Origin of the sequence: Paraburkholderia gardini (assembly GCF_907164545.1) — a bacterium.
In the GTDB taxonomy this organism is placed as follows: domain Bacteria; phylum Pseudomonadota; class Gammaproteobacteria; order Burkholderiales; family Burkholderiaceae; genus Paraburkholderia; species Paraburkholderia gardini.
This window is the reverse complement of record NZ_CAJQZB010000018.1, coordinates 1-24,903: the sequence shown is the minus strand read 5'-3', so window position 1 is coordinate 24,903 and position 24,903 is coordinate 1. Positions and strand designations below refer to the sequence as shown.

Here is a 24,903-nt window from a genome sequence, read left to right as displayed (position 1 = left end):
CATCCTGGCACCCGGCAGGGTGAACCCGCAAGCGTGAATGTGCATGAAGACCGCCTCGCGGCGAACGGTGAGGGTTTTCGGGAGCGGGGAATGCGGAGGCCGGCACGATGCCTTGATCCAGCCTGGGCGGCGCGGCTGATGTACGCAGCCGGCTGACCGGACGAACCACGTTTCATGGTTCGCGGACGGGATCGTCAGGCCTGGGTTCGCTGTCTGCGGGATGACTTCAAACCCTTATGGATAAAGGGTGACAGCGTTTAGAGCGATGCCAGCCAGCGCGCGGCGAAGCAGAGGCAGCGGCAGGACGGCGGCGCGCTTTCGCGCACGCGTCTGGCAGAGCGAGCGGTGTGCCGTGTCCCTTGCCGATCATCACCTGTGAGAGGCGGAAGACGGCCATAAGGTGAGGTTTTTCGGGAGTGTGCGGCATCGGCACATCAGGCGTCTGGAGTGCTGCCATGCTCTACGGACCGGCCAGCCCGATGCACCGCACCCCATCGGGCAGCAATCTTTTTGCGCATAAAGCCTCGTCGGCAGCACACCGACGCGTAACCAGAATCCCAGCGCACAAGCCCCGGAAATAAAGACTAAAAGCGTAAGTGTGTACTCACATGAAGTCTTCAATCACCCGAAACGAAAACCCCGCTCAAGGCGTACACGCCACCAGTTCACGCAGTTCATCGATATCGAACGGCTTGGCGAGAATCGGCACGCCGAGGTGCCGGGCGCGTTCGAGTTCGTCGGCGTAGCCGGTCATCAACGCGATGCGCTGACCCGGCCACGTGTGCTGTATCCGTTCGGCGAGATCGATCCCGCTCAGGCGGCCCGGCATCTGGATGTCCGACAGCACGAGATCGAAGGTTCCACCGGCATTGAGCGCGTCGAGTGCGGCATCGGCAGTGGACTCGTGGCGCACCTTGCACCCGAACACTTCCAGCACCGCGGCGACACCCTCGGCCACGTCGTCGTTATCTTCGACGAGCAGAACGACGCCCTGCATCGCGGTGGCGGTTGCCGGCGCGGCAGGCGCGACAGGCCGCGCCGGAACCTGCTCGCCCTGATAGCGAGGCAGGTACAGGCGCACGGTGGTGCCGCGCTTCGGCACGCTGTCGATGCGTGCCGTGCCGCCAGCCTGTTCGCACGCAGCCAGCACCTGCGCGAGACCGAGGCCCGTACCGGCGCCACTGAACTTCGTCGTGAAGAGCGGTTCGAACGCGCGTTTCAGCACGCTTTCCGGCATGCCTTCGCCGTCGTCCGTGAGCGAGATCACGACATATTCGCCATCGGGCAGGCGCGTGTCGCTCGCGGTCAGGCGTACGTTCTGCCCGCGAATGACGAAGCGTCCGCCAAGCGGCATCGCGTCGCGCGCGTTCACCGCGACGTTGATGATCGCGAATTCGAGTTCCGTCGCGTCGGCGAAGACGTGCCACAGGTCCGACACGGCCTGCACACTGACCCGCACCTTGTCGCCGACGGCCGTCTGGATCAGGTGCGTGGCGGCCGGCATCCAGGTGGCGAAGTCGATGGCTTCCTGCTTGAGCGGCTGCTTGCGCGCGACGCTCAGGAGGCGCCGCGCGAGCGACTGCGCGCCAAGCGTCGCACGCTCGACCGCCGTCACTTCTTTCTCGAGATTGTTGAAGCCCTTGCGGCGCGCGAGCCCCATGTTGGTCGAGACAACCATCAGCAGATTGTTGAAGTCGTGCGCGACGTTGGCGACGAGATTGCCGAGCGCGCCCATCCGGCGCATTTGCCGGCTCGACGCTTCCGCCGACAGGCGCATCGCCACTTCCGCCTGCCAGCGCTCCCATGCGACCTGTTCGGCGCGCAGCTGACGCAGCGAGAACAGCACGAGTATGCACACCGCAAAACACGGCACCGCGGTGATCGACGCAATCAGCAGGTCATGACGCCACCACGCGTTGAAGATCGCGTCGGTGGCATAGCCGGCCACGACATAAACCGGATAGTTGCCGACGCGACGAAACGACAGCAGACGTTCGGCGTTGTCGGTCGTCGACGTCATGCGAAGGTGGCCGAACAGCAGGCCGTCGCGCAACGCGGTCGTGAACGGCGTATTCGCGGCGGGCATGATGCCCGGCCTGCCTTCGGGATAGCGCAGCAGGGTGCCGCCGTCGCGGCGATAGAGGCCGATCGTCACAGCGGGATTGTCGCTGACGAGTTCGCGGTAGAAATCGGCGAAATATTTGCGTTGTAACGCAATCGAAACGACACCCAGAAAACCGCCGTCCTTCATGGAGGTGCGGCCCATGTCCGTCACGAACACGTCCGCCTGGCCAATGATGCCGCGCAGCGGTAACGAGAAATACGGCGCGGGCCGGATTGCGCGTGCGGAAAGGAAGTCGTCGCGATTCGCTACCGACGCCTTCGGCACCGGGTAATAGCGGCTCGTTGCGAGCACATCGCCTTCCTCGCCGAAGATGGAAATCGCAGCGATCTGCGGGAAGTCGCCGCCGATCATGCTGAGCCGCCGATGGATCGGCGCTTCCTGCGCGCGGATTTCGGCGTCGCCGCTGTCGCCGAGCAGATCGACGATGCGCGTCGCCATTTCGTGATTCAGATCGAGCACCTTCAGCGCGTGTTCCTGGGCCACGCGTACAAGGCGATCGGTTACATCGTTCGCGTCGATGACGCGGCGCTGGTAGTCGTAATAGCCATAGCCGATCAGACAGACCAGCGGAATCAGCACGGCTGCCGCGAGGACGACAAGCAGGATGCGGCGCGTCGTTGCAAAGTTGCGCGATGGCAGAGGCAGATCGAGTGCCGAGGACTCGGTAGGTCGCAAGTTCGCGGGCTCCGGTGGTGGCAAAAGAGACATCGTACCCGGTCGCTGGCCGGGAGGAACGATCGACAGATGCACAACGCATGCCCGGGGCGAGCGGGAAGGTGAGAGAGTTCGGGAGCGTCACGGTATCCGTTCGACCACGAAAGGTGAGAATATCCGGGAGCCGGCGGCCGGTGAACCGCGCCGGCCGGCGCGGTTCACCTTGTCATCATCGAAACGAAAATCAGAGGTTCGCAGCCGGATGCGTTTCGTTCTCGCGCTCAGTGAGCCATGCGCGCCATCCGCGTTCGCGCTCCGACATTGTCCGTTTCGCGCGGGCTATACCGCGCTAGCCCGCGCTCAGTGAACGGGCGACTATACGGGCTGCTGTTCGTCGATGACGGCGCGTTCGATCCGGCGTCTCCCGATCAGATATTCAGTTATTCGAAGCATTTTTCACCCGACTACAACCGCGGATCAGGACAGGAATGGTCGTACAAGGCGTTCACGATGAGCCGCTTCGACTATCCCGACGACACCGCGCTGCATCTGCCGCGCAACGTGGGCGGCAAGTCGTGCCGGGTCGCTGTGTATCCCGGTCTGCGCGCCGTGCAGCGCGCGAGCGGCGAATACGTCGTGCTGGTCGAAGACGATGCGCGCGCGGAACTTCTGACGTATCGCTGGACACCCTGACAGGCCGACGCCCCGGCGTCCCAACGTTCAGGGCTTGCCGGATGGACGACTGCGTGCGATCGGTATATAACAACATGAAAGATCTACCACGGGTCCTTCAACAGGAGCGATTGACCATCATGACGCGCGAAGTATCGGACAAGCAGGAAACGGGTGAGCGGCCGGATCTGGAGCACCTCGACGCAGCGGTGAGCCACGTCGATCATCTGGTGTCGACAGGCGGTATCGCGGCGGGCGCGGCGAAGGGCATTCTGTATAGCCTGATCGAAACGTTGGGCGCATTCGTCGGCGATCCGGATCTGCCGGAGCATGCACGCTCCGGCTACCAGGGTCTGCTCGAAACCGCCCGCGAACTGCGCGGCAGGCTCTAACGCCAGGGCGCGCACGCCGTGCGCCGGTCGTTCAGACCGGCGCTGTTCCTGTGTGCACACGGCTGGCGCGATGCCAGCTGTTTTTATTTTCCGCTATCGTTCCGCCGATGTTCCAGCAATCGTGACGGATGGTTTTGGCGCGGCGCCCGGCAACGGCAAACTCGCGTGGATCAATCCGTCGAAAGTGCAGCGCGGCGCGTCGATTGTGCCCGGCGTGTTTTCGTTGTCGATGGCGTGGGCGGCGTTTCACTGATCTCGTCGCGTCGGTTTGCTTGCGCATCGAACGCCGCCAGCACTTCCTTCGGCGCGGACGTGAACCGCAGTTCGGGTGTGCCGTGCCAGTCGGCGCAACGCTGTAGCGCGCGACGCAGGTCGTTCGTCAGCCGGCCGCTCAGGCGCACGCCGGGTTCGAGATGAAACGATTTCAGCTCGAACACTCCTTCCGTGCGATGCGCCTTCGCATCCACGCGCCCCACCAGCTTGCCGCGGCTTAGCAGAGGCAGCACGAAATAGCCGAATTTGCGCTTCGCGGCTGGCGTGTAGCACTCGATCGCGTAGTCGAAATCGAACAGCGCGGTGGCGCGCTTGCGGTCCCACACGACCGGGTCGAACGGCGAGAGCACGGTGGTCACCGTCGAGGCGAGCGCGCCGCTGACCGCATCGTCGATCAAGGGCGCGAACTCGCGATGCACGAACGTGTCCTGCTTCCAGCCTTCGACGCGTACCGGTATCAGTTCGCCTTCGTCGGCGAGCGCCCTGAGTGCATCGACGTACGGCCGGCGCGGCAGCCGGTAATAATCCGCGACCCAGTCCGCGCGCGCGATGCCAAGCGCACGGCAACTGCGCAGCAGCAGCTCGCGCGCGACGGCTTCGACCGGTTGCAGGTCGCGTGCGTCGTCCCAGCCGGGCAGCACGCGCTCGGTGAGATCGTAGATGCGATGGAAATTGTGACGCGCCGACACCATCAGCTGACCGGTCGAGAACAGCACTTCCAGGTGACGTTTCTCGGGTTTCCAGTCCCACCAGCCGTTGCCCTTGCCGCCTTCGCGCGCGAAATCCGCCGCGCGCACGGGGCCGTTGCGGCGGATGTGATCGAGCAGGTTATCGATGTCGGCGCGGTACTGGGCGTGCCAGCCGGCGGCGTATTTCCAGCCCATGCCAGCCGGATCGAGCATGCGATGGCGCAGCAGGCCGTAATCCTCGATCGGCACGAAACACGCCTCGTGCGACCAGAATTCGAAGAGACTGCCCCCGGCGAGATGCGCGTCGAGCCAGCCCGGTTCGTATGCGCCGATGCGGCTGAACAGCACCAGATACGGGCTGCGCGCGACAACATGAATCGTGTCGATCTGCAGTTGCGCCATGCGGCGGATGGCCGTCAGCACGTCCGCCTTCGTCGCCTTGCGGCGCGGCGGCGTGAGCAGACCCTGAGCGGCCAGATGGAGCGTGCGGGCAGCCGAAAGCGGGACGGTCTTCAAGACGCGGTGCGTGCTCTTCGCTCAGGCGCCAAGCGCGATCGCTTCGCCGGCCCGCTCGGCGAGCAGCTGATGAATCTGCGCCACCACCGCCGCGCCTTCGCCGACGGCGGCCGCCACGCGCTTCGTCGACCCGGCGCGGGCGTCGCCGATGGCGTAGATGCCTTCGACCGTCGTCGCCAGATCGCAGCCCGAGCCTGCACCAATGCCTGTCAGCACGAAGCCCTTCGCGTCGAGTTCGACCCCGCAGGTGCGCAGCCACTCGGTGTTCGGATCGGCACCGGTGAAGAGGAACAGGTGCCGCGTGTCGAAGTGATCGGTGCCGTCCGGAAGCGGCGACTTCAGGACAACCGAAGTGAGTCCGCTTTCGCCAGCTTCGAGGTGGCCGATTTCGGCGTGCGGATGCACCGTCACATTCGGCAACGAACGAATACGATCGATCAGGTAACGCGACATCGTCGACTCGAAGCCGCTCTTGCGGATCAGCACGTGTACATGCTTTGCGTGCGACGCCAGATAGACGATGCCCTGTCCGGCCGAATTGCCGCCGCCGACCAGCACGATCTCTTCGTGCTTGCAGAGTTTCGCCTCGACGGGCGAAGCCCAGTAGTACGCGCCGCGACCTTCGAAGCGTTCGAGCCCTTCGAGCCGCGGGCGACGGTATACCGCACCCGTCGCGATCACCACCGTGCGCGACAGGATGCTGCCGCCGCACACCAGATCCAGCCGGTGCGGTTGCTCGTCGCAATGCAGCGCGCGCACCTTCACGGGAATCGCGACGTGCGCGCCGAATTTCTGCGCCTGCACGAACGCGCGGCCAGCCAGCGCCTGGCCGGAAATACCGGTCGGAAAGCCGAGGTAATTTTCGATGCGCGAACTGGCGCCCGCCTGGCCGCCAGGTGCGCGGCTGTCGAGCACGATGACCGAAAGGCCTTCGGAGGCGGCATACACGGCGGTCGCGAGCCCGGCCGGACCGGCGCCGACAATCGCGACGTCGTAGATATGCGACGCGTCGAGCTCGGGCAGCATGCCGAGCGCGGTCGCCAGTTCGGGATCGCTCGGATGATGCAGCACCGTGCCGTCCGGACAGATCACGAGCGGCAGGTCTTCGGGGCGCGCGGCGAACTGCTCGATAAGCCGCAGCGCGTCTTCGTCGCGTTCATCGATCACCGAATGCGGATGACCGTTGCGGGACAGGAAGCCTTCCAGCGCGAGAAGACGGCGGTCGTTGCGCTTGCCGATCAGCACCGGCCCGCCGGAGCCGTTCTCGATCAGCGCGACGCGGCGCAGAATCAGCGCGCGCATGATGCGCTCGCCCAGTTCCGCCTCGGCGACGATCAGCGCGCGCAGCCGCGCGGGCGGAATCAGCAGCACCTCGACGGGGCGCGTCGTCAACCCGTCGACCAGCGCGGGCTTGCCGGATAGCTGCCCGACCTCGGCCATGAACTGGCCGCGGCCATGTTCGACTATCGGATACTCGCGGCCAAGTCCGTCGCGTCGGGTTATCCGCACGCCACCGCACAGGATCACGAACATGCCTGGGCCGGTCTGGCCGGTGAGAAACAGATATTCACCGGCGCCCCGGCGCGTTACTTCGCCGAATTTGCGCAGGCGGTCGATTTCCGCGTCGGTGAGTTCCGGGAACATCTGGTGCTGCCGGGTGCTCAGGTTCGAAAACGGTGCGTCCGCTACGATTGCCTGACCTTCATTGTCCTGAGTCGCTGCCATCAGACGGCTCCTTCCTCTTTTCTGTGTGATGCGGCGCCGGTGCCAGCGCGGATGCGCCGGGCTCGCCGTGGGTGTCGCGCGACCGCGCGTTACGCCGCTTTCGGTGCGATGTCGGCGTCGTCGACATGACTGGCGGGTGGGCCAGGCAGCGGCTCCAGCTGGCGGCCGGCATCGCGCCAGGCGTCGAGGCCGCCACGCAGCGGCACGACATCGGAGAAACCGGCCTCGGTCATCTGCTTCGCCATCCATGCCGCTGAAATCTCGTTCGGGCACGAGCAGTAAATCACTACTTTCTGGTCGTGCGGATATTTCGCGATGATCTCCGAGAGTTGACGCTCGTCGGCGTACTGCGAGCCCGGGATCACGAACGGATCGAGCTTGCGCTTTTCGTGCGAGCGGATATCGAAAAGCACGGGCGTCTGATTCGCGCTGATCAGCTTGTCGAGCTCCTCGACTTCCATGCGGGCAGTGGCCAGCTTCCTGATCAACTGGCGCCGGCGGATCCAGCGCCAGGCGCCATACAGCAGCAACAGCGCGACCACGACCACCGCGGTCATGCGTCCAAGACGGCTCGCACCGGCAAACAGCATGTCGATCTGCGGCGCGAACAGCGCACCAATCGCCAACCCGACGCCGGACCACAGCGCCGCGCCGATGCTGTCGTAGCTCAGAAACGTGCGATACGGCACGCGCATCGCGCCGGCCATCGGCACCGAGACAATCGACAGGCCCGGCACGAACTTGGCCACGGCCAGCACGCGCACGCCCCAGCGTCCGAAAAAGCGCTCGGTCTTCTTCACGCACGTATCGCGCGACAGCGAAAGCTTGCAGAGCGTCTTCAGCGTGTTGCCGCCGTAGATGCGGCCGGCGAGGAACCATGCGCTGTCGCCAATCAGCGTCGCGAAAATCGACAGCACCAGAACCGGCAGCAGTTGTTCGCCGATGGAGCCCGGATGCAGCGCAGCCATTGCCCCAAAAAGTACGAGAGACGGCATCGCGGGCAGAGGCAGCCCGAGCGACGCGGCGAGCACATTGGCAAACACCAGCAACGGCCCGTACTGCTGGACGAGGTCATGTAGCATCGGCTTACATCCACGGCCTTACGGCCAGAAATGAAGGTAACTCAAGGATTATGGACGCATTTTTGAGACGTGCAAGCGTGCCGGAATGTGACTTGAAAACAAAAGAAATTCACGATCGGGCCGGCTGCCACCAGGCCGGAGAAGCGCAGCGGGCCGGACGCGTGACGCACCCGGCCCGCTGGAGGCGCTAGAGGCGGCCGCCGTGTTTCCATACCGGCCATCAGCGCCAGATGGGGACGAACCGCCGTTTCAAAAGGTCAGACGGTCAGACAGCGCCTTCGGGCATGGCGGCAACGATCAGCGCGGCGGTCTCGCGAAGTTTTTCGGTGTCCGCGGGCACGGTGCCGTGCGGTTTCAGCGTTTCACCCCCGCGTCGCGGGATGACGTGGAAATGCACGTGCGGCACGGTCTGGCCGGCTGCGCGCCCGTTGAACTGGGCGATCAGCACACCGGGTGGGTTCAGGGCCGCCTTGACCGCTTTCGCGACCCGCCGGGTTGTCCGCATGCAGGCAGCCGCGCCTTCTTCCGACAGCTCGAAAATTTCGGCGGCCGGCTCCTTGCAGAGGATGAGTACGTGGCCATCGGCCTGCGGCATGATATCCATGATCGCGACCGTCAGTTCGTCTTCGTACACGCGGATGCCGGGCAATTCGCCCCGCAGGATCCGGGCGAACGCATTCTGCGGATCGTATTCCATTGTCTGCCTTCGAGGATCGGCGGCGCCGCCAGTACCGGCCGGCCCCGCTGAAGAACGTACCAGGCGGGGCGCGTACCACGAGGTACGGGGCCTGCTGCCGCCCGGGGTGAAACCCGCCGTGCCGGCGGTTCAGGGTGAATTAACGGTTGTGCTGTTCACCCGGCAATTCGGCGCCGTGGGCGCGAATCGCTGCGATGAGTTCCGCGGGTGTGATCTCGTAACGCACTTCGCGGTGGATTCCCGGCTTGCGTTCATCGACTTCGATCAGAAGAATGCCTTTGCCGTCTTCAGTCGATTCGAGGCGCAGCGAGCGAAGTTCGCGCGCCGTTGCGTCGTCGTATTCGGTGAGCAGGGTCATTGCCCCGGAAGAGCCGGTGGTGCGCATCGACATTGTCCTCGTTCCGTTGTTGAGCGATTCATTGTACGGGCTGGCGGCAAACTTCGTCCGCCGGGCGGCCATCCCCACGGACACCCGCTGCCGTCGGCTTCGTTGCCCGAAGGACCGCATGCAGCCCGGCGCCGCGGTTCAAGGCCAGTGTAGCGCGAGTGTCCGTCGGGCTGGCCGGCTTTTTGCGTGCCCGGCCACGGTGCCTGCATTTCCCGGGTCGTCTGTACGGATGTCATCGTCGTGTCGCGGGGCTGTGCGATGGGGCGTCGCCCTGTCGGGCGGAATCGCCCGGACGGTTCGATCCGCTTCTTGCCCAACTCGCCCGGCTCGCGGCAGGGGGCGGTGCGAGCCGGAACGATGCGCTAGAGTGATGAGAACTGGAAGCGCCCGAAAGCAGCCTTTGATGGAAGCTGGAACCGCTGCCAGAGCCATGAGAGAGCCATGAAGCAGTGCACCCTGATTGCGAGCCCGTTCGGCGACATCCTGCTGCGTGCGGAAGGCGACGCCCTTACAGGTCTCTATTTTGTCGGCCAGAAGCACTATCCCGACGCGCGTATCGACAATCGCGACACCCAGATCGCGCATGTACTGCGCCAGACCGAAGATGAGCTTGCCGAATACTTCGCCGGCGAGCGCAAGGTGTTCACGGTCAATGTGCAGCTGTCAGGTACGGCGTTCCAGCGGCGCGTGTGGCACGAACTCGTGAAGATTCCCTATGGGCACATCGAAAGCTACGGCGGCCTCGCCGACCGGCTCGGGCTCGAAGGCAACAGTGCGCGCGCCGTCGGCGCCGCCAGCGGACGCAACCCGGTGGCGATCATCGTGCCGTGTCATCGCGTGCTCTCGGTCGCGGGCGAGCTGACCGGATACGCCGGCGGCCTCGAGCGCAAGCAGGGTCTGCTCGCGCTCGAACGACCGGCGATCACGTCAGCCCGGCAGATGAACCTGTTCGGCGCCTGAGTCCCGACCGCGCCAGACAGAGACAGACAGAGACAGGCGACCAAAAAAATAGCCCGTCCATTCCTGGGCGGGCCGCTAAAACGCCGTTGTTACCTGGATCAGCCGGCCCACACTACTGGGCGCTGACAGATCCATCCTGAGCCGTCCCCCACGTGCTGTCGAGATGGTAGTAACGCCGATCCATCAGATCAATTCTGCTTTCGCTTCAGCGTCTGCATCGATGCCCTGGCGCCTCACCGACTGGCAATTCGTTGTAATGCGATGCCGTCATCCGCTACGTACGCGTTGCGTCAGTTCGACACACCGATCAATCGTAATTCGTGGCGGCTGATAACCCGATGCCCGTCCTATAAGGCGGAACGCGGCCAGCCTTTTATGCGAAATATCTGAAATTCGGATCGCCAATTTAAGGAAAATACGATACCGCTGGCGAGGAGTGCCATTGAGAATGCACGGCACATAACGTGTCGGGCGATCTTTATCGATGTAGTCCGGTAGCCGTGCGGGCGTCAGAGGCCGCCAGGCTTGAAAACGGAGGGGCGCTTTTTGCGAGTTCGACCTCGTGCAAATCACTCCAGCGAGGGATGGCCATTACATTTCTTAACGTCCCGCTTACCCGCTTCATATTCCAGTAAAACCGGATATTCCGTGAACGGCAGTCTAAAGAACTTCGCCAATTTCAGATTTGTGAATCAGACATTTCCTAAGATTAATAAAAAGGCTAAACTGCCTCCGAGAATAGCCAGCACATTCCCCTCCGTCGTCCTAAGGAACAACGGTATGTCAGTCAAGCCTATTCGCGTCGCGCTTGCCGACGATCATCCATTGATTGTCGTTGCCCTGCGGGACTGCCTGAGAAGGGCACCGGGTTTCGAGGTTGTGTGCGAGTGCACAAACGGCAGCCAGCTGGTGCAGGCGCTGGCGCAGAATCCAGCGGATGTCGCCGTGACCGACTTCAGCATGGGACACGGCGACGCGTCGATCGACGGCTTCAACCTGCTCAAGCGCCTGTCGCGTCTTTATCCCGACACGCGCATCGTCGTGGTCAGCGCGCAGACCAACCCCGGCGTCGTCATGCGCGCGATGAAGCTGGGTGCGCGCGCCTTCGTCAGCAAGGAAGACCAGCTCGACGAAACCGTTCGCGCGTGCATCCATGTGACCGTCAGCGACGGCCATTTCTACTCGCCCTCGATCCGTGCACTGCTCGATTCGGCATCGGCCAACGCCGCACCCGCAACCGAGTTGACGCCACGCGAACTCGAAGTCGTGCGGCTCTATGCGCAAGGCTCCCTGCTGTCGGAAATCGCAACCAAGCTGGGCCGCTCGGTCAGCACGGTGTCGAGCCAGAAGACCATGGCGATGCAGAAGCTCGGCTTGCAGACCAACACCGATCTCATCCGCTATGCCTACGAGAACGGACTGATCTGACGACCGCGTCATGCAGAAAATTCTCGACCTCACACAGGACTCGCTCGCTGAATCGTTCGCGGCCGTTGCCCGAAGCGCGCGGCGCCAACGGTATCTCTATTTCGCGACGATCGTCACGCTGGTGGCGATCGTCGTCGCGTCGGTGGTCCTGGTGGCCGTGCTGGCCGCCGCGCGATATCTCGACTATCGGCACGGGCGCGTCATGCAATACGCGACCGATGTCTCCGCGCTGCTCGAGCGCGAAGGCTCGTTCCTGCATCGCACCGAGCTGACCGTCCGCTACTACGACGCGATCGCGGCGCCGCGCCCGTTGCCTGCCGGCGCCGCCGATCAGGTGCGCGAGACGGGCATCGCGACCGGTTTCGGCAAGCTGCCGGATGCGCACTTCGACGTGCTGGCGCCGCCGGCCACGCGCGCTGCGTGGGGCAGCACGCTGGATGAGCGGCTTGCCCGCCTGTATGAATCCGCGGACTCGACGCTCGCCACGCAACTCGCGTTCGGTCTCGATCATCGCGCGTATCTGCTGGGCGTGGCCGAAAGCTATGGCGTGATTCTTCCCGCCCTCGATGCAGCCGGGCCGGGCAAGCCATCCGCGCTCGACGTCAGTCTGGTGACGCAGTTGCGCGACGTGCTGACGCGCCAACTCCAGTCGAAGACGGGGCGCACCGTGCCGGCACCTGGCGAGCGCGTATGGATCGGCCCGTACGTCGATCCCGTGCAGAACATCGAGGTGATGACAGCGGTCACGACCGTGTACGAAAACGACGCGCCCACGACGCTCGTCGCCGCCAGCGTTCCGGTCGAAACCTTCCTCACCGGCCTGACCCGTCCGGCCGACCCGGGCACGCTCCTTTTGCTGAACGAAGGCGGGCGCTTCGTGGCGTCGTCGCCGGCCGTCACCGCCGAGCGGTCCAGCCACCTGCTCAGGCTCGCGAACGGCGTGACGTCCGGACACTTCGTCTATTCGCGCGAGGGCGTGCTGCTCGTCGAGCCGACGCAGCCCGGTTTCGGCCCGCTCGTGTACTTCGTCTCGTACGCGGGTTTGCTTGGCGCGCTCAGCGTGCAGCTGACGGTGATCGCGGGGCTCGCACTCGTGCTGATCGCGGGCGTCATGCTGACGGCGCGGTTCTGGGGCTTGCGCCTGCTTCGCCAGTCGCAGGCTGAAACGGAACGCGCGCTCGAAAGCGAAACGATCAACCACATTCTTGTCAGCGCGACGCCGGTTGGATTGTGCATTGTCCGGCAACGCGACTATTCGCTGCTGACCTTCAACCAGCTGGCCGTCGCGCTGTTGCAGCCTGGAAGCGAGGCGAAGCTGCCGCCGCACATCGTCACGGCGTTTCGGGCGCAGGGCGGCCATGATGTGCCGGCTTCCTCGATTGCGAAGATCGCCGGTTTCATCGTGCATGCGAGGCCGCCCGAAGCCGGCAATCCAGCGCCGCAGTTCCTGCAGATTACCTACGCGCCCGCACGTTATGACGGCGAGGACGTGCTGTTCTGCGCGATCATCGATGTCACCGAGCAGCAGACGCTCGAGCAGCAGCTTCGTGCCGCGCAGCAGGCGTCCGAAGCGATGATGCGCGCGCGCTCGAACTTCTTCGCTTCGATGAGTCACGAGATCCGCACGCCGCTCAACGCGCTGCTGGGCAATCTCGAACTGCTGTCGCGAAGCCCGGGTGTGCGGGCGCATGAACAACGGCTGCGGGCGCTGGGGATGGCGGCCGACGGGCTGCGCCGCATCGTCAACGACATTCTCGATTTTTCAAAGATCGATGCGGGCGAACTGAAGCTCGTTGCAGAGACGTTCCGGCCGGTCGACGACATGGAGAGTCTCGCGCTTTCCTATGCGCCGATGGTGCAGGACCGGCCCGTGCGCTTCTACGTGCATCTGTCCGCGACGCTCGACAAGGTGCTGCGCGGCGATCGGACGCGCATCGCGCAGATCGTCAATAACCTGCTGAACAACGCGTTCAAGTTCACGGCGTGCGGAAAGATCACGTTTAGCGCCGAGATGCAGGTCGACGTTCAGGAACGCGACATCCTCGTGTGTCGCGTGTGCGATTCGGGGATCGGCATGGACGCGGTGCTGGTATCGCGGATCTTCAGCCCGTTCGTTCAGGCGGAGGCGACGACGTCGAGCCGCTTTGGCGGCACCGGGCTCGGCCTGTCTATCTGCGCGCGGCTGTGCGAACTGATGGGCGGCCATATCACGGTCGAAAGCGTGCCCGGCGTCGGCTCCGCGTTTACCGTGATGATTCCGCTGGTGTCGCTGCACGACGCGGCCGATGTGCAGGCGCCCGCGCCCGTGCAGCGCGGTACGACGCTGGTCCTGTGTCAGGAACGCGATAGCGGCAAGTATCTGGAAACCTGGCTGTTGCGCGCCGGCTGGCTGACGAACACCGTGCTGGCGCAGCCCGCGGCCGAAGCGTTTTTGCGCGCCAATACACCCAGCTTCATGATCGTGACCGGCGAGTACGACCGTGCCACTATCGATGCGCTGCGTGCGGTGCGCGCTGTGCCGGTGGTGTGGATGACGCGTACGGGACATCATCGCGCGGTGCGTCACGCCGAGGGCGTGTTCGAAGTGAACGCGTTCAATCACCGGTCGATACTCGCCACCGTCGAGCGTGCGCTGAGCGAATCGTCGGGCGAGGTCGAGGCAACGTCCGAGCATCCTGTCGAAGTGGAAGCGCCCGACGCGGCGCTGCATGGCCTTGTCATCCTCGTCGCTGAAGACAATCCGCTCAACCAGACGCTGATCGCGGAGCAACTCGATACGCTGGGCTGCCGGCCGGTCATCGTCGGCGACGGACGACAGGCGCTCGCCGCACTCCAGAATATGGAAGTGGACGCCGTGCTGACCGACATCCATATGCCCGTGATGGACGGACACGAACTGCTGGCGAGACTGCACGTCTCGCATCCGGACGTGCCGGTTCTCGCGTTCAGCGCGGTGACGAGCAGCGAGCAGGCCGAAGACTGGCGGGAACGCGGCTTCGCTGCGTACGTCGCGAAGCCCGCTTCGTTGAAGGAACTGGAAACGGCGCTGCTCGGACTCGTGCGTAGCGGCGCGATTGTTGCGGCGAGCACAGTGACGCCAGCGGAGGCTCCGGCGGCAACACCCGCAGCGCGTGTCGATGACGGGTCCGTTTCCCTCGCCATGTCCGCCGATGAAAAGTCACGCTACATGACGATACTCAAGGACCATCTCGCGACCGATCTGCCGAAGCTTGCCGGCATCATCGAAAGTCAGGACGTCGTGATGTTGCGTCAGTGGGCGCACAGCAGCGCGGGCGCATTCCTTGTGGTGCAGGAGTCGGCGCTCGCGAAGCGCTGCCGCGAACTCGAGCGACTCTGCGGCACGACGTCAGGCTGGACATCCGGTCTCCAGCAGCGGGCAGACGCACTGCATGCCGCACTCAGCGAGCAGTTCAACATTCATGGCGATGCCGTTTCCTGAAAGCTGAAGGAGTATGCTGGACTTCACATCGAACGGAGGCGGAATGATGTATCCGCAACGAGTAACGATTGCCGCGTTGCTGATTGCCTCGGCATGTTCGGCAGGCGCGTGGGGCCAGGTGCGCAGCACCGATGAGGCCATTCAGGCGGCGGGTCGCGGCGCGCATCTCGGAAGCGCGCTGTGCGGGTTCACGGCCGATCAGGTTGCGGGCTACAAGGCGAAGCTGCGGGCTTCAATGCCTGATGCAAAGGATTTCGATTACCACTGGAATTACGGCTGGACCCAGCAGGAACGTACGCTTTTGCAGTATCAGTCGTTGCGTGCCGGTGATCCGCAAGCCTACGCGGCACACGTCAAGAGTGATTGCAACCGTCTGCGATTCCGGATCAAGAACACGCGGCCCGCCGCGCCGGCTGGCGGAACTGAAACAGTACGGCCGTGAGCATGGGTAGCCGGCCGGTTGCGGGTAATCTGCAGTCGGGCCTTTCTCGCAAGAACGGCTTGTGACGCGGCGTCATGACATTTATCCGGTTCAGGTATCGAACAGACCGGCACACAACGCGCGTCCGGCATCGCTCAGACGCGCCGTGCCGGTGCCCGCCTCATCGAACGTCGTTTCGACAAACCCGCCGTCGACCAGCGCCGTCAATTGACGGCGCAAGCCGCTCATCGGCAGGCCCGCCTGTTTGGAGAGTTTCGCGAGCGACCATGCACGCTCCGGCGTTTCCCGCGCGGCGCGCCATAGTTGCGTGAGCACGGCAATCAGCGCGGGATCGATCTCATCGTTCATCTGCGTCTCCGTTGTGTTTTTTTAGCGTGCTCTCAAGCCATCTGCGCGACGAGTTCGCCGAGCGTCTTCAGTGCGGTTTCCGTCGCGGGCGTCCATGCGTAGCTGTAGTTCAGCCGGATGAAATGGTGAAACGCGTTGCGCGTCGAAAACATGTAGCCGGGCCCGATCGTAATGCCGCGCGCGAGCGCGGCCTGATAGAGCCGCATTGAATCGACGCGCTCCGGCAGTTCCACCCACAGCACATATCCGCCCTGCGGCGCCGACGTGCGCGTGCCGGCTGGAAAAAACCGTTGCACGGCGGCTGTCATCAGGCGCGCCTGTTGCCGATACACCCGACGTACGTGCCGCAGATGCCTGTCGTAGCCATCCTGACGCAGATAGTCGGCGACGGCGACCTGCGGCACGGAAGGCGTCGTCAGCGTATTCAGGAACTTGAGCTTTTCGACCTGCGCACGATAACGCCCGGGCATCGCCCAGCCGATCCGGTACGAAGCCGTCAGACTCTTTGAGAACGACGCGCAGTGCAGAACGAGCCCTCGCGTGTCGAAGTGCTTGAGCGTCGAAGGGCGGGCCTCGCCGTAGTAAAGCTCGTGATAGACATCGTTTTCGATGGCCGGAATATCGTGCGCGGCCAGCAGTTCCACCAGTTGCCGCTTGCGCTCGTCGGGCATCAGGAAGCCCAGCGGATTCTGGAAGTTCGGCATGACCATGCACGCCGCGATCTTCTCGCGCGCGATGATCTGCGCAAGCGCTTCCAGATCGATGCCCTCGACAGGATGCGTCGGCACTTCGATCGCACGCATGCCGAGGCGTTCGATCGCGTGCAGCATCGCGTAGTACGTCGGCGATTCGACGGCGACGGTGTCGCCCGGTTTCGCGACCGCCTGCAGGCTGAGGTTGATCGCCTCGGTCGCGCCGACGGTAATGATGATTTCCCGTGGATCGACCGGCACGCTGTTTTCCGCGTAACGCCGTGCGATCTGGCGGATCAGTTCGGGATTGCCGGGCGGCAGGTCGTCCATCAGGTTCCAGCTCGCGTGCCGTCGCGCAATCGCGTTCGCGTACTGGTTGATGCGGCGCCACGGGAAGAGCGATGGATCGGGATAGGGCGAGCCGAGCGGCATCGCGTCGTTCGAGCGGATGCTGCGCAGCGTGGAGAGCACGAGCCGGCTCACATCGACCTCGGAAGCGACAGCGGGCGCCTGCGGCGACATCGCGAGCGTGCCATGCGTGCGGGCGATGTCGCGCACGAAGTAGCCGGATTGCGGCCGCGTTTCGACCACGCCGCGCCCTTCGAGCAGCGCATACGCATGTAGCACCGTCTTGATGCTCACCCCATGTTGCTGGCTGGCCTGCCGCACCGACGGAATGCGCTCGCCCGCCGCAAAGACGCCGTTGCGCACGGCGGTTTCGATTTCGTCGGCGAGTTTCTCGTAAAGCTTCACGGCGAAGAAAGTCCAGGCACGGAATGCCGCCAGTGTAGCCCGGACTTCATCAACTGTACTCCTCGAATTTCACAATTTCTGTGTGCCGCGTTCATTCTGGAACACAGTACGCTTCCCTTCATCGGCGCATCCGCCTGCTTATCCGTCCACCCGGCGACACGTTCATGAAGAAACCCGAAGCTCGTATCGAGCCGTACACGCACCCCGCCGCAGGCTGGGGCGCACTCAAATATGTGGCGCTGAATCTTCTCAAGGAGAAGGTCTCGGGCGGCAACTATCGCACGCTGCTCGCGCAGAACCAGCCGGATGGCTTCGATTGCCCGGGTTGCGCGTGGCCGGATCGCGAACATGCGTCGACGTTCGAATTCTGCGAAAACGGCGTGAAAGCCGTCGCCGCCGAAGCCACCAGCAAGCGCGCCACGCCTGCGCTCTTCGAGCAGTTCACGGTGGCCGACCTGATGACGCAGTCCGACTTCGAACTCGAGCAGCACGGCCGCCTGACCGATCCGCTCGTCTACGCTGCCAGCAGCGACCGCTACGTGCCGATCTCGTGGGACGACGCGTTCGACCTGATCGCCCGCCATCTGAACCAGCTCGACGACCCCGACCGCGCCGCGTTCTACACGTCAGGCCGCGCGAGCAACGAAGCCGCGTTTCTGTACCAGCTGTTCGTGCGCATGTACGGCACGAACAACTTCCCCGACTGCTCGAACATGTGTCATGAGGCGACGAGCCGCGGCTTGCCGCACACCGTCGGCGTCGGCAAGGGCACGGTGACGCTGGACGACTTCGAGCATGCGGACACGCTGCTGCTCTTCGGCCAGAATCCCGCGACGAACCATCCGCGCATGCTCGGCGAACTGCGCGAGTGCGCGAAGCGCGGTGCGACCATCGTATCGATCAATCCGCTGAAGGAACGCGGCCTCGAGCGTTTCGCGAGCCCGCAGCATCCGGTCGAGATGATCACGATGGGCAGCACGAAAATCAGTTCGGTCTTTATTCGCCCGAAGGTCGGCGGCGATTTCGCGCTGATCAAGGGCGTCGCGAAGCGCGTGATCGAACTCGATGACGAAGCCATCGCGTCGAATCTGGAACGCGTGCTGGACGTCGAGTTCATCGCGGAGCACACGGCTGGCTTCAATTCGTTCGCGGACGACCTGCGCGCCGAAAGCTGGGACGCGATCGTCGCGGAATCGGGCGTGCCGTTCGAAGACGTGCTGAAGCTCGCCGATATCTACGTGAAAGGCCGTGCGGTGATCTCGACGTGGGGCATGGGCCTGACGCAGCACAAGAATTCCGTGCCGACGGTGCAGATCCTGTCGAACCTGATGATGATGCGCGGCAACATCGGCCGGCGCGGCGCGGGCCTGTGTCCGGTGCGCGGCCACTCGAACGTGCAGGGCGACCGCACGGTCGGCATCGAGGAGCAGCCGACGCAGCAGTTCCTCGACCGCCTCGGCGAAGGCTATGATTTCGAGCCACCGCGCGAGCACGGCCTCGACGTCGTGAACACGATTCAGGCGATGCTCGACGGCAGGGTGAAGGTGTTCATCGGACTGGGCGGCAACTTCTCGATCGCGACGCCGGACACGCCGCGCACATGGGACGCCATGCGCGCGTGCGCGCTGACGGTACACATCACGACGAAGCTGAACCGCAGCCACCTCGTGCACGGTCAGGACGCGCTGATCCTGCCGACGCTCGGCCGCACCGAAATCGATCTGCAGAAGGGCGTGGCGCAGGGCGTGAGCGTCGAGGATTCGATGAGCATGGTCCACATCTCGTACGGCATGAACAAGCCGGCGTCGGAGAATCTGCTGTCGGAAATCGCGATCGTCGCGCGCATGGCGCACGCCACGCTCGGCAGCGCGAAGGTCGACTGGCTCGCGCACGCGGACGATTACGCATTGATCCGCGACGGCATCGCGAAAGTGATCGATGGCTTTACCGGTTACAACGAGCGGCTGAAGCAGCCAGGCGGTTTTCATCTGGGCGTCGCGGCACGCGATCGCATCTGGAACACGCCGGGCGGCAAGGCGCGGTTCATCGTGCACGCGATTTCCTTCGATACGCCGGTCCACCGCGCGCGGGCGCTCTACGGCGAGCGCCTGATGACGCTGATGACCACACGTTCACACGACCAGTACAACACGACGATCTACGGCCTCGACGACCGCTACCGTGGTGTGTACGGCCAGCGGCGCGTGCTGTTCGCGAACCGGGACGACATCGCGATGCTGGGTTTCAAGCCCGGCGGGCGCGTCGACATCACGAGCGTATGGGATGACGGCATCGAGCGTCGCGTGAATGGATTCCTGCTGGTCGAATACGACATTCCGCGCGGCTGTCTCGGCGCGTATTACCCGGAGACGAATCCGCTCGTGCCGCTGTCGTCGGTGGCCGATGGCGCCGGCACGCCGACCTCCAAGTCGATTCCCGTGCTGCTGACGGCGACGGCCTGCGAGGACGCTACGTCCCCACCAGCGCCGCGGGAAACGTCTCGATACGAGGTGGCATCGGCTTGACCGGATAGCCGCAGCTACGCCATGCGTCGAGACCGCCCGTTAGCGAGCGCGTGTGAAAAAAACCTTCCTTGTGCAGGTACTCGCACATTTTCCGCGACGTCGAATCGTTTTCGCAGAAGCAATACACGACCACGTCGCGCGTGAGCACCCTGGCGCGCAGCGGCTCGGTGGATTGCAGATCGAGCAGCAGCGCGCCGGGGATGAGCCACGGGTCTTCGTCGCGGACCGACTCCGGCCGCGCATCGACGATGACCGGCGGCGACGGCGAGCGCATCATCGCGTCGAGCTGTTCGGGCGAAACCTTCATATGCGCGATGCGCCTGCGAAAATTCAGGCGCTGCCAGCAGCGATACGCAACATAGAGCACCGCGGCGGCGGCGATCACGTCGAAGATCGTCGCGCCGTGCGATCTGACGACAACCATGAACTTCGACAGCTGCTGCTCGAACACCGCTCCGCCCAGCAGCCAGAACGCGGCCCACGCGAGCGTGCCGGCGGCATCCCACGCGAAATACGCGGAAATGGCGACGGAGGTGGTGCCCATCAGCGGCGGCGTCACGAGCGCGAGACCCGGCACGAACTTGCAGATGGCGACGACAGGCAGGCCGAAGCGCTCGAAGAGCGCACGCGCGTGCCGCACGCCGGTTGCGACCGTCAGCGAGATACGCGTGAGACCCTCGATGAGGCGATGCCCGAAGCGCCGCCCCGCGCTGAACCAGACGCAATCGCCGAGCATCGCGGCGGCCACCGCGGCGAACAGGATGTGCGTGAACGAGAGCGTCCCGTTGCCGATCGCGGAACCGGCAAAGATGAGCACGGGAATCGCGGGCAGCGGCGCGCCGAGGCGCGTCAGCAACACGTTGCCGAACACCACCGCCGCACCCCACGTTGCAATCGCCGCTGCGGGAAACTCGACCACCTTGTGACTCCTGTGATGAACGGACACCGGCCCGTTCGTTAAATCCTGCTTATTGTGCCGCGTGATCCGCCGCCGCGCATGGCGGCCGGCCAGGCCGTCATCTCGCCCTCGAAGCGACCAGCGTTACCGGCACGCCCTTACATCCCGTGCTTCTTGCAATCTGCAGATCGCTCCACGACGACGTGGTGCTCCGGTCGAGGATCATCGGTTCGATGCGCGGGTCCGGACGAAGCACGTTGAACGGCCATGTCGGGCGCCGTAACCGTTCGTGAACCACGGAGCCGAGCCAGACCGGCGTCGGCGCAACGCCGTGCCGATGCTCGATCGCGTAATTCGTCGGCCAGAATCGCAGGACGTCGCGCTGGTCGCGGGCCGCATCGGGGCGGATGAAGACGAGCGTCGACGGTTCGCCGTTGTTCAGCTTCGGCAGCGCGGGCAGGTCCACGGCGCTCACGTCTGGCGAAACAAGCGAGAGCACGCTGCGCGCGGAAAGCGGCGTGCCCGCCACCCAGCCGCGATCTAGCAGTTGCGTGCGTATCTGATCGGCGGTGGCGGCCCATTGCACCGTGATCGGCTCATGGCGATCGCCTTCCATGTCGGCGCGATAGCACGAGAACGTGCGCCATATGCGGTCGGTCCACTGAGCGGTCGTCACGACGATGGCCGGCGCCGGCTTCGCGGCATTCATCCACTCATCGCGCCGGGTGGCGTCCAGTTGCGCCACGACGGCGAGGCCAATCAGCACAAGAAACACGAGCGGCATGAACGGTCGCGGGGGCGGGTCTGAAGGATGCCGCCAGACGGCGGTCAGCGCCACGAGAAACACCCAGATGGCGGCGAGCGCGGCGCCGCCGAGCGCGGCCGAAAAAGAAAAGAGCCCTGAATACAGACCCGAAAGCGCGACCGCGGCTACGATCGCCGCGGTTGTCGTGGCCACCAGAATCCGCGAGAGCAGGCCGACGCGGCGCACGAGCAGAAACGCGAGAAAGCCGTAGATGACCACGGCGCCGGCAACGTGATTGCTTGGAAACGCCCGCACGCTGGAAGCGACGGAGGCCGTCGTCAGCCCGAGTGCCGCAATCTGGATCGCGAGAATCAGCACCTGGGAGAACACGACGGCGATCAGCCAGTACAGGATCGTGCGCCAGCGCCGCTCGAAGATCATCCAGATGACGACGGCAAGCGCGAGGATCGACAGCGTGAGCGCGCTGCCGAGCGTCGAGAACAGAAAGATCGCGCGGTCGTAGAACGAGGCATGGAACGAGCGCAGGAACCGGTACACGGACATGTCCACCTGAACCAGCGGATTGCCGCGCGCGACGTCGTTCATCGTGGAGACGAACACCGCGCCCGCCACCAGCAGCAGCATGGAAATGGCGACGATCAGACCCGTGGCCGGGTTGTCCGGATTCAGCGCCCGCAGCACGAGGCGGCCGCTCGCATGCGGGTTGTGCTTCGCCCAGTGCAGCATGCGCTGGCGCGACACGTCGGTCCAGTTGCGCGCGTGCGAGACGAGCACGCCAGTCAGCTTGAACGTCATCCAGCCGATCGCCACGAAGATCGCCGCGACGATCACAAGCCGGAACGACACCGCACCCGCCAGTTCGAGCGAAGCGCCGAACACCACGCCGGGCAGGATATGCGCGGGCGCCCAGAGCAGCGCCGACAGGATGTTGAACCCGAAAAAGCGCAGTTGCGGCATGCCCATCATGCCCGCGACGACGGGCACGATGGCCCGTATCGGCGCGATGAAGCGCGCGAAGATAACGCTCTTCGCGCCGTGTTTCTCGAAGTATTTCTCGCCCGCGATCAGGATGCCGGGGTGCGAGCTGAACGGCCACAGACGCACGATCGTCGTCTTGTGACGGCAGCCGAACCAGTAGCTGGCCGCGTCGCCGGCGATGGCGCCGCCGATCGCGCAGACCAGCACCCAGCCGAGGTTGAGCGTGCCCGTGCCCACCAGCGCGCCGGCGATGAACATCGCGGTGCTGCCCGGCACGAACGTGCCGATGACGGCGATCGCTTCGAAGAACGCGGCGAGCACGACGACCGCCAGCGCCCATGACGGATTCGCGGTCAGAAAATGCAGCAACTCGAAGTAGGCGTGCTCCATCAGCGGGGGTGTGTCCTTCTAGGCGGGCGGTCTGGTGGCGCTGGATCACCGGAAACATAGCACGCGATCAATGCATGGCGCACGCTATCGGGCACCCCGGACAAATCGCGCCGTACGCCGCATGCCATGTGCCTGACGGCGGCGGGCGTCGCCCGGTCGCTTTAGAATCGGTCAACCTGCGGTGTCACTGGATGTGCCGTCTTGTGTCACCGCGTGCCGCCGATGATCTCCTTCCGTCCAGAAGAGTTTTCCCATGAATACTGCAACTGCCACTCACCCGCGCTACGAAGGACACGTCGAACTCTGGCTGATCCGGCACGGCGAAACTGCGTGGAGCCTGTCCGGCCAGCACACGGGCCGCACCGACATTGCGCTGACGGAGCGCGGACACAGCCAGGCGCATCTGCTCGCCCCGCTGCTCGCCGCGCAGCCGTTCGACCGCGTGTTGACGAGCCCGATGTCGCGCGCGATCGAAACCTGTCGCGAGGCGGGCCTCGGTGAGCGTGCCGAGGTCGAGCCGGATCTGCACGAATGGGACTACGGCATCTACGAAGGCCGGACGACGCCCGAGATCCGCGAGACCGTACCGGGCTGGTCTGTCTGGGATTCGCCCATTCCCGAAGGCGAAAGCCTCGTGCAGGTGGAGGCGCGCGCCCGCGCGCTGATCGGGCGTTTCCTGACGATGCAGGGACGCATCGCACTCTTCTCGCATGCGCATTTCCTGCGCGTACTGGGTGGTTGCTGGATGGGCGATTCGGCGGCGCTCGGCGCGCATCTGGTTCTCGATACGGCCTCGATCAGCATTCTCGGCTTCGATCGCGACATCCGCGCGTTGCGTCAGTGGAACCTCCGCTGTTCCGAAGCGGGATGACGCCGCCTGAGGGGGCATCATCCAGCGAAGCCGCTGCGTTCGGGCCTGTTGCGTCACGTCGATGCGCTCATTCACGCCGGATTCCGTTGTAACCGGCTGCAATTACCTTGCTGCGCGCCTCTGAAACCGCGCCTGGACGGACTAAGATGAAGCATTTCAGTCCCGTCGCTGCTCGCACGTTCTATAAGTGTTCGGAACAAACGGCGCCCCGCGCGAATCGGGCCGCTCCTTTATCGTGGACTCCACTCGGGTCGCCGCATGATGAAGCGCAGAACTTTCCTGCTCGGTGGTGCCGGCGCGGCGGGTGTCCTGCTCGTCGGCTGGAGCGCGATGCCGCCGGCGCAGCGTCTGACGACGTCGAAGCCGTTGCCCGTGACCGGCACGCAGGTCGCGCTGAACGGCTGGGTCAAGATCGCCGCCGACAGCACGGTCACCATCATGATGTGCAAGTCGGAGATGGGGCAGGGCGTGCACACCGGCCTCGCGATGATGCTCGCCGACGAACTTGACGCCGACTGGCCGCAGGTGAAGGTCGAGAACGGGCCGATCGACGGGATCTACAACGACCAGCAGAGCATCGTCGACGATCTCTGGTTTCGCCCGGACGATGACGGCGAGATCAAGCGCCTCGCGGTCTGGATGGTGCGCAAGTTCACGCGCGATTTCGGCGTGAACACGACGGGCGGCTCGTCAAGCCTCAACGATCTGTGGACGCCGATGCGCGAGGCCGGCGCGTCCGCGCGCGCGATGCTGGTAAGCGCGGCCGCCGCGAAGTGGGACGTGCGCGCGGTCGACTGCAGCGTCGTGGCCGGCAGGATCACGCATCCGTCGGGCCGCACGGCGAGCTTCGGCGAACTGACGGCGCTGGCGGCGCGGCAGCCGATGCCGCGCAAGGTGGATCTGAAACTGCCGGCGCAGTTCACGATCATCGGCAAGCCGCTGCGGCGTATCGAGGCCGCATCGAAGATCGACGGCAGTGCGCGCTTCGGCATCGATGCGCTGCCCGACGGCCTGCTCTACGCCAGCGTGAACATGTGTCCGACACCGGGCGGGACGGTCGCGCATTTCGACGCATCGCGGATTCCCGCGAAGCTCGGTGTCATCAGGACGTTCGTCGTGGGGGCGGGGGGACCGCGCGCCCGGGGGGGGGGGGGGGGGGGGGGCGGCCCGCGCGGCGGC

General features: G+C 64.7%; 19 protein-coding genes. 9 read left to right on the top strand and 10 right to left on the bottom strand.

Features of this window, described 5'->3' with window-relative positions; all coding sequences use genetic code 11:
- Positions 1-643 precede the first annotated feature (643 nt).
- A complete protein-coding gene (locus LPA37_RS14240; RefSeq protein ID WP_407672526.1) occupies positions 644-2,800 on the bottom strand; it encodes a hybrid sensor histidine kinase/response regulator in 2,157 nt (718 codons plus the stop codon).
- Between the two features lie 342 nt (positions 2,801-3,142).
- Between LPA37_RS14240 and LPA37_RS14235 the strand changes: the two genes are divergently transcribed.
- Together LPA37_RS14235 and LPA37_RS14230 are read left to right on the top strand one after the other, a co-directional pair.
- Positions 3,143-3,472 carry a hypothetical protein gene (locus tag LPA37_RS14235; RefSeq protein WP_228980755.1) on the top strand — a complete coding sequence of 110 codons (330 nt, stop codon included), beginning with the start codon at positions 3,143-3,145 and terminating at the stop codon, positions 3,470-3,472.
- A gap of 119 nt (positions 3,473-3,591) precedes the next feature.
- On the top strand, positions 3,592-3,843 hold the full coding sequence (locus LPA37_RS14230) for a hypothetical protein (RefSeq protein ID WP_228980759.1): 252 nt from the start codon (positions 3,592-3,594) through the stop codon (positions 3,841-3,843).
- Positions 3,844-4,013: 170 nt separating this feature from the next.
- Here LPA37_RS14230 and LPA37_RS14225 read toward each other — a convergent pair whose 3' ends face one another.
- From LPA37_RS14225 to LPA37_RS14205, 5 genes are all read right to left on the bottom strand, one after another.
- Positions 4,014-5,321 (bottom strand): winged helix-turn-helix domain-containing protein, encoded by a 1,308-nt coding sequence (locus LPA37_RS14225; protein ID WP_228983826.1) that lies wholly within the window; start codon positions 5,319-5,321, stop codon positions 4,014-4,016.
- A gap of 21 nt (positions 5,322-5,342) precedes the next feature.
- Positions 5,343-7,046 (bottom strand): FAD-dependent oxidoreductase, encoded by a 1,704-nt coding sequence (locus tag LPA37_RS14220; RefSeq protein WP_228983827.1) that lies wholly within the window; start codon positions 7,044-7,046, stop codon positions 5,343-5,345.
- An 89-nt stretch (positions 7,047-7,135) separates the two neighbouring features.
- Positions 7,136-8,128 (bottom strand): DedA family protein/thiosulfate sulfurtransferase GlpE, encoded by a 993-nt coding sequence (locus LPA37_RS14215; protein WP_228983828.1) that lies wholly within the window; start codon positions 8,126-8,128, stop codon positions 7,136-7,138.
- 265 nt (positions 8,129-8,393) lie between these two features.
- Positions 8,394-8,825, bottom strand: a complete 432-nt coding sequence (locus LPA37_RS14210; RefSeq protein ID WP_228983829.1) for an HIT family protein — start codon at positions 8,823-8,825, stop codon at positions 8,394-8,396.
- Positions 8,826-8,964: 139 nt separating this feature from the next.
- Positions 8,965-9,210: a hypothetical protein gene (locus LPA37_RS14205; RefSeq protein ID WP_228983880.1), complete on the bottom strand. Its 246-nt coding sequence runs from the start codon at positions 9,208-9,210 to the stop codon at positions 8,965-8,967.
- A 444-nt stretch (positions 9,211-9,654) separates the two neighbouring features.
- On the opposite strand from LPA37_RS14205, the gene LPA37_RS14200 reads away from it, so the two are divergent.
- The 4 genes from LPA37_RS14200 to LPA37_RS14185 all read left to right on the top strand — a co-directional run bounded on the left by LPA37_RS14200 (position 9,655) and on the right by LPA37_RS14185 (position 15,503).
- Positions 9,655-10,173 carry a methylated-DNA--[protein]-cysteine S-methyltransferase gene (locus tag LPA37_RS14200; protein WP_228983830.1) on the top strand — a complete coding sequence of 173 codons (519 nt, stop codon included), beginning with the start codon at positions 9,655-9,657 and terminating at the stop codon, positions 10,171-10,173.
- A gap of 780 nt (positions 10,174-10,953) precedes the next feature.
- Positions 10,954-11,601 carry a response regulator transcription factor gene (locus LPA37_RS14195; protein WP_090535419.1) on the top strand — a complete coding sequence of 216 codons (648 nt, stop codon included), beginning with the start codon at positions 10,954-10,956 and terminating at the stop codon, positions 11,599-11,601.
- Between the two features lie 10 nt (positions 11,602-11,611).
- Positions 11,612-15,061 (top strand): ATP-binding protein, encoded by a 3,450-nt coding sequence (locus LPA37_RS14190; protein WP_228983832.1) that lies wholly within the window; start codon positions 11,612-11,614, stop codon positions 15,059-15,061.
- A 43-nt stretch (positions 15,062-15,104) separates the two neighbouring features.
- The gene (locus LPA37_RS14185; protein ID WP_228983835.1) at positions 15,105-15,503 is read left to right on the top strand and encodes a hypothetical protein; all 399 of its coding nucleotides are present in this window, start codon (positions 15,105-15,107) and stop codon (positions 15,501-15,503) included.
- 90 nt (positions 15,504-15,593) lie between these two features.
- Here the strand turns inward: LPA37_RS14185 and LPA37_RS14180 are convergent, their stop codons facing one another.
- Both LPA37_RS14180 and LPA37_RS14175 read right to left on the bottom strand, forming a co-directional pair.
- Entirely contained in the window at positions 15,594-15,851 is a 258-nt protein-coding gene (locus LPA37_RS14180) for a helix-turn-helix domain-containing protein (protein ID WP_228983836.1), read from the bottom strand.
- 32 nt (positions 15,852-15,883) lie between these two features.
- Positions 15,884-17,296: an aminotransferase-like domain-containing protein gene (locus LPA37_RS14175; protein WP_228983842.1), complete on the bottom strand. Its 1,413-nt coding sequence runs from the start codon at positions 17,294-17,296 to the stop codon at positions 15,884-15,886.
- Positions 17,297-17,460: 164 nt separating this feature from the next.
- On the opposite strand from LPA37_RS14175, the gene LPA37_RS14170 reads away from it, so the two are divergent.
- A complete protein-coding gene (locus LPA37_RS14170; protein WP_229012927.1) occupies positions 17,461-19,821 on the top strand; it encodes an FdhF/YdeP family oxidoreductase in 2,361 nt (786 codons plus the stop codon).
- Here LPA37_RS14170 and LPA37_RS14165 read toward each other — a convergent pair.
- Positions 19,766-20,767, bottom strand: a complete 1,002-nt coding sequence (locus tag LPA37_RS14165; protein ID WP_229012926.1) for a VTT domain-containing protein — start codon at positions 20,765-20,767, stop codon at positions 19,766-19,768. The genes LPA37_RS14170 and LPA37_RS14165 overlap by 56 nt on opposite strands.
- A 70-nt stretch (positions 20,768-20,837) precedes the next feature.
- Positions 20,838-22,853: a VTT domain-containing protein gene (locus tag LPA37_RS14160; RefSeq protein WP_229012925.1), complete on the bottom strand. Its 2,016-nt coding sequence runs from the start codon at positions 22,851-22,853 to the stop codon at positions 20,838-20,840.
- A gap of 253 nt (positions 22,854-23,106) precedes the next feature.
- On the opposite strand from LPA37_RS14160, the gene LPA37_RS14155 reads away from it, so the two are divergent.
- The gene (locus LPA37_RS14155) at positions 23,107-23,724 is read left to right on the top strand and encodes a histidine phosphatase family protein (RefSeq protein ID WP_229012924.1); all 618 of its coding nucleotides are present in this window, start codon (positions 23,107-23,109) and stop codon (positions 23,722-23,724) included.
- 258 nt (positions 23,725-23,982) lie between these two features.
- Positions 23,983-24,903, top strand: a 921-nt coding sequence (locus LPA37_RS14150; protein WP_229012923.1) for a molybdopterin cofactor-binding domain-containing protein, incomplete at its 3' end; no start/stop codon positions are given.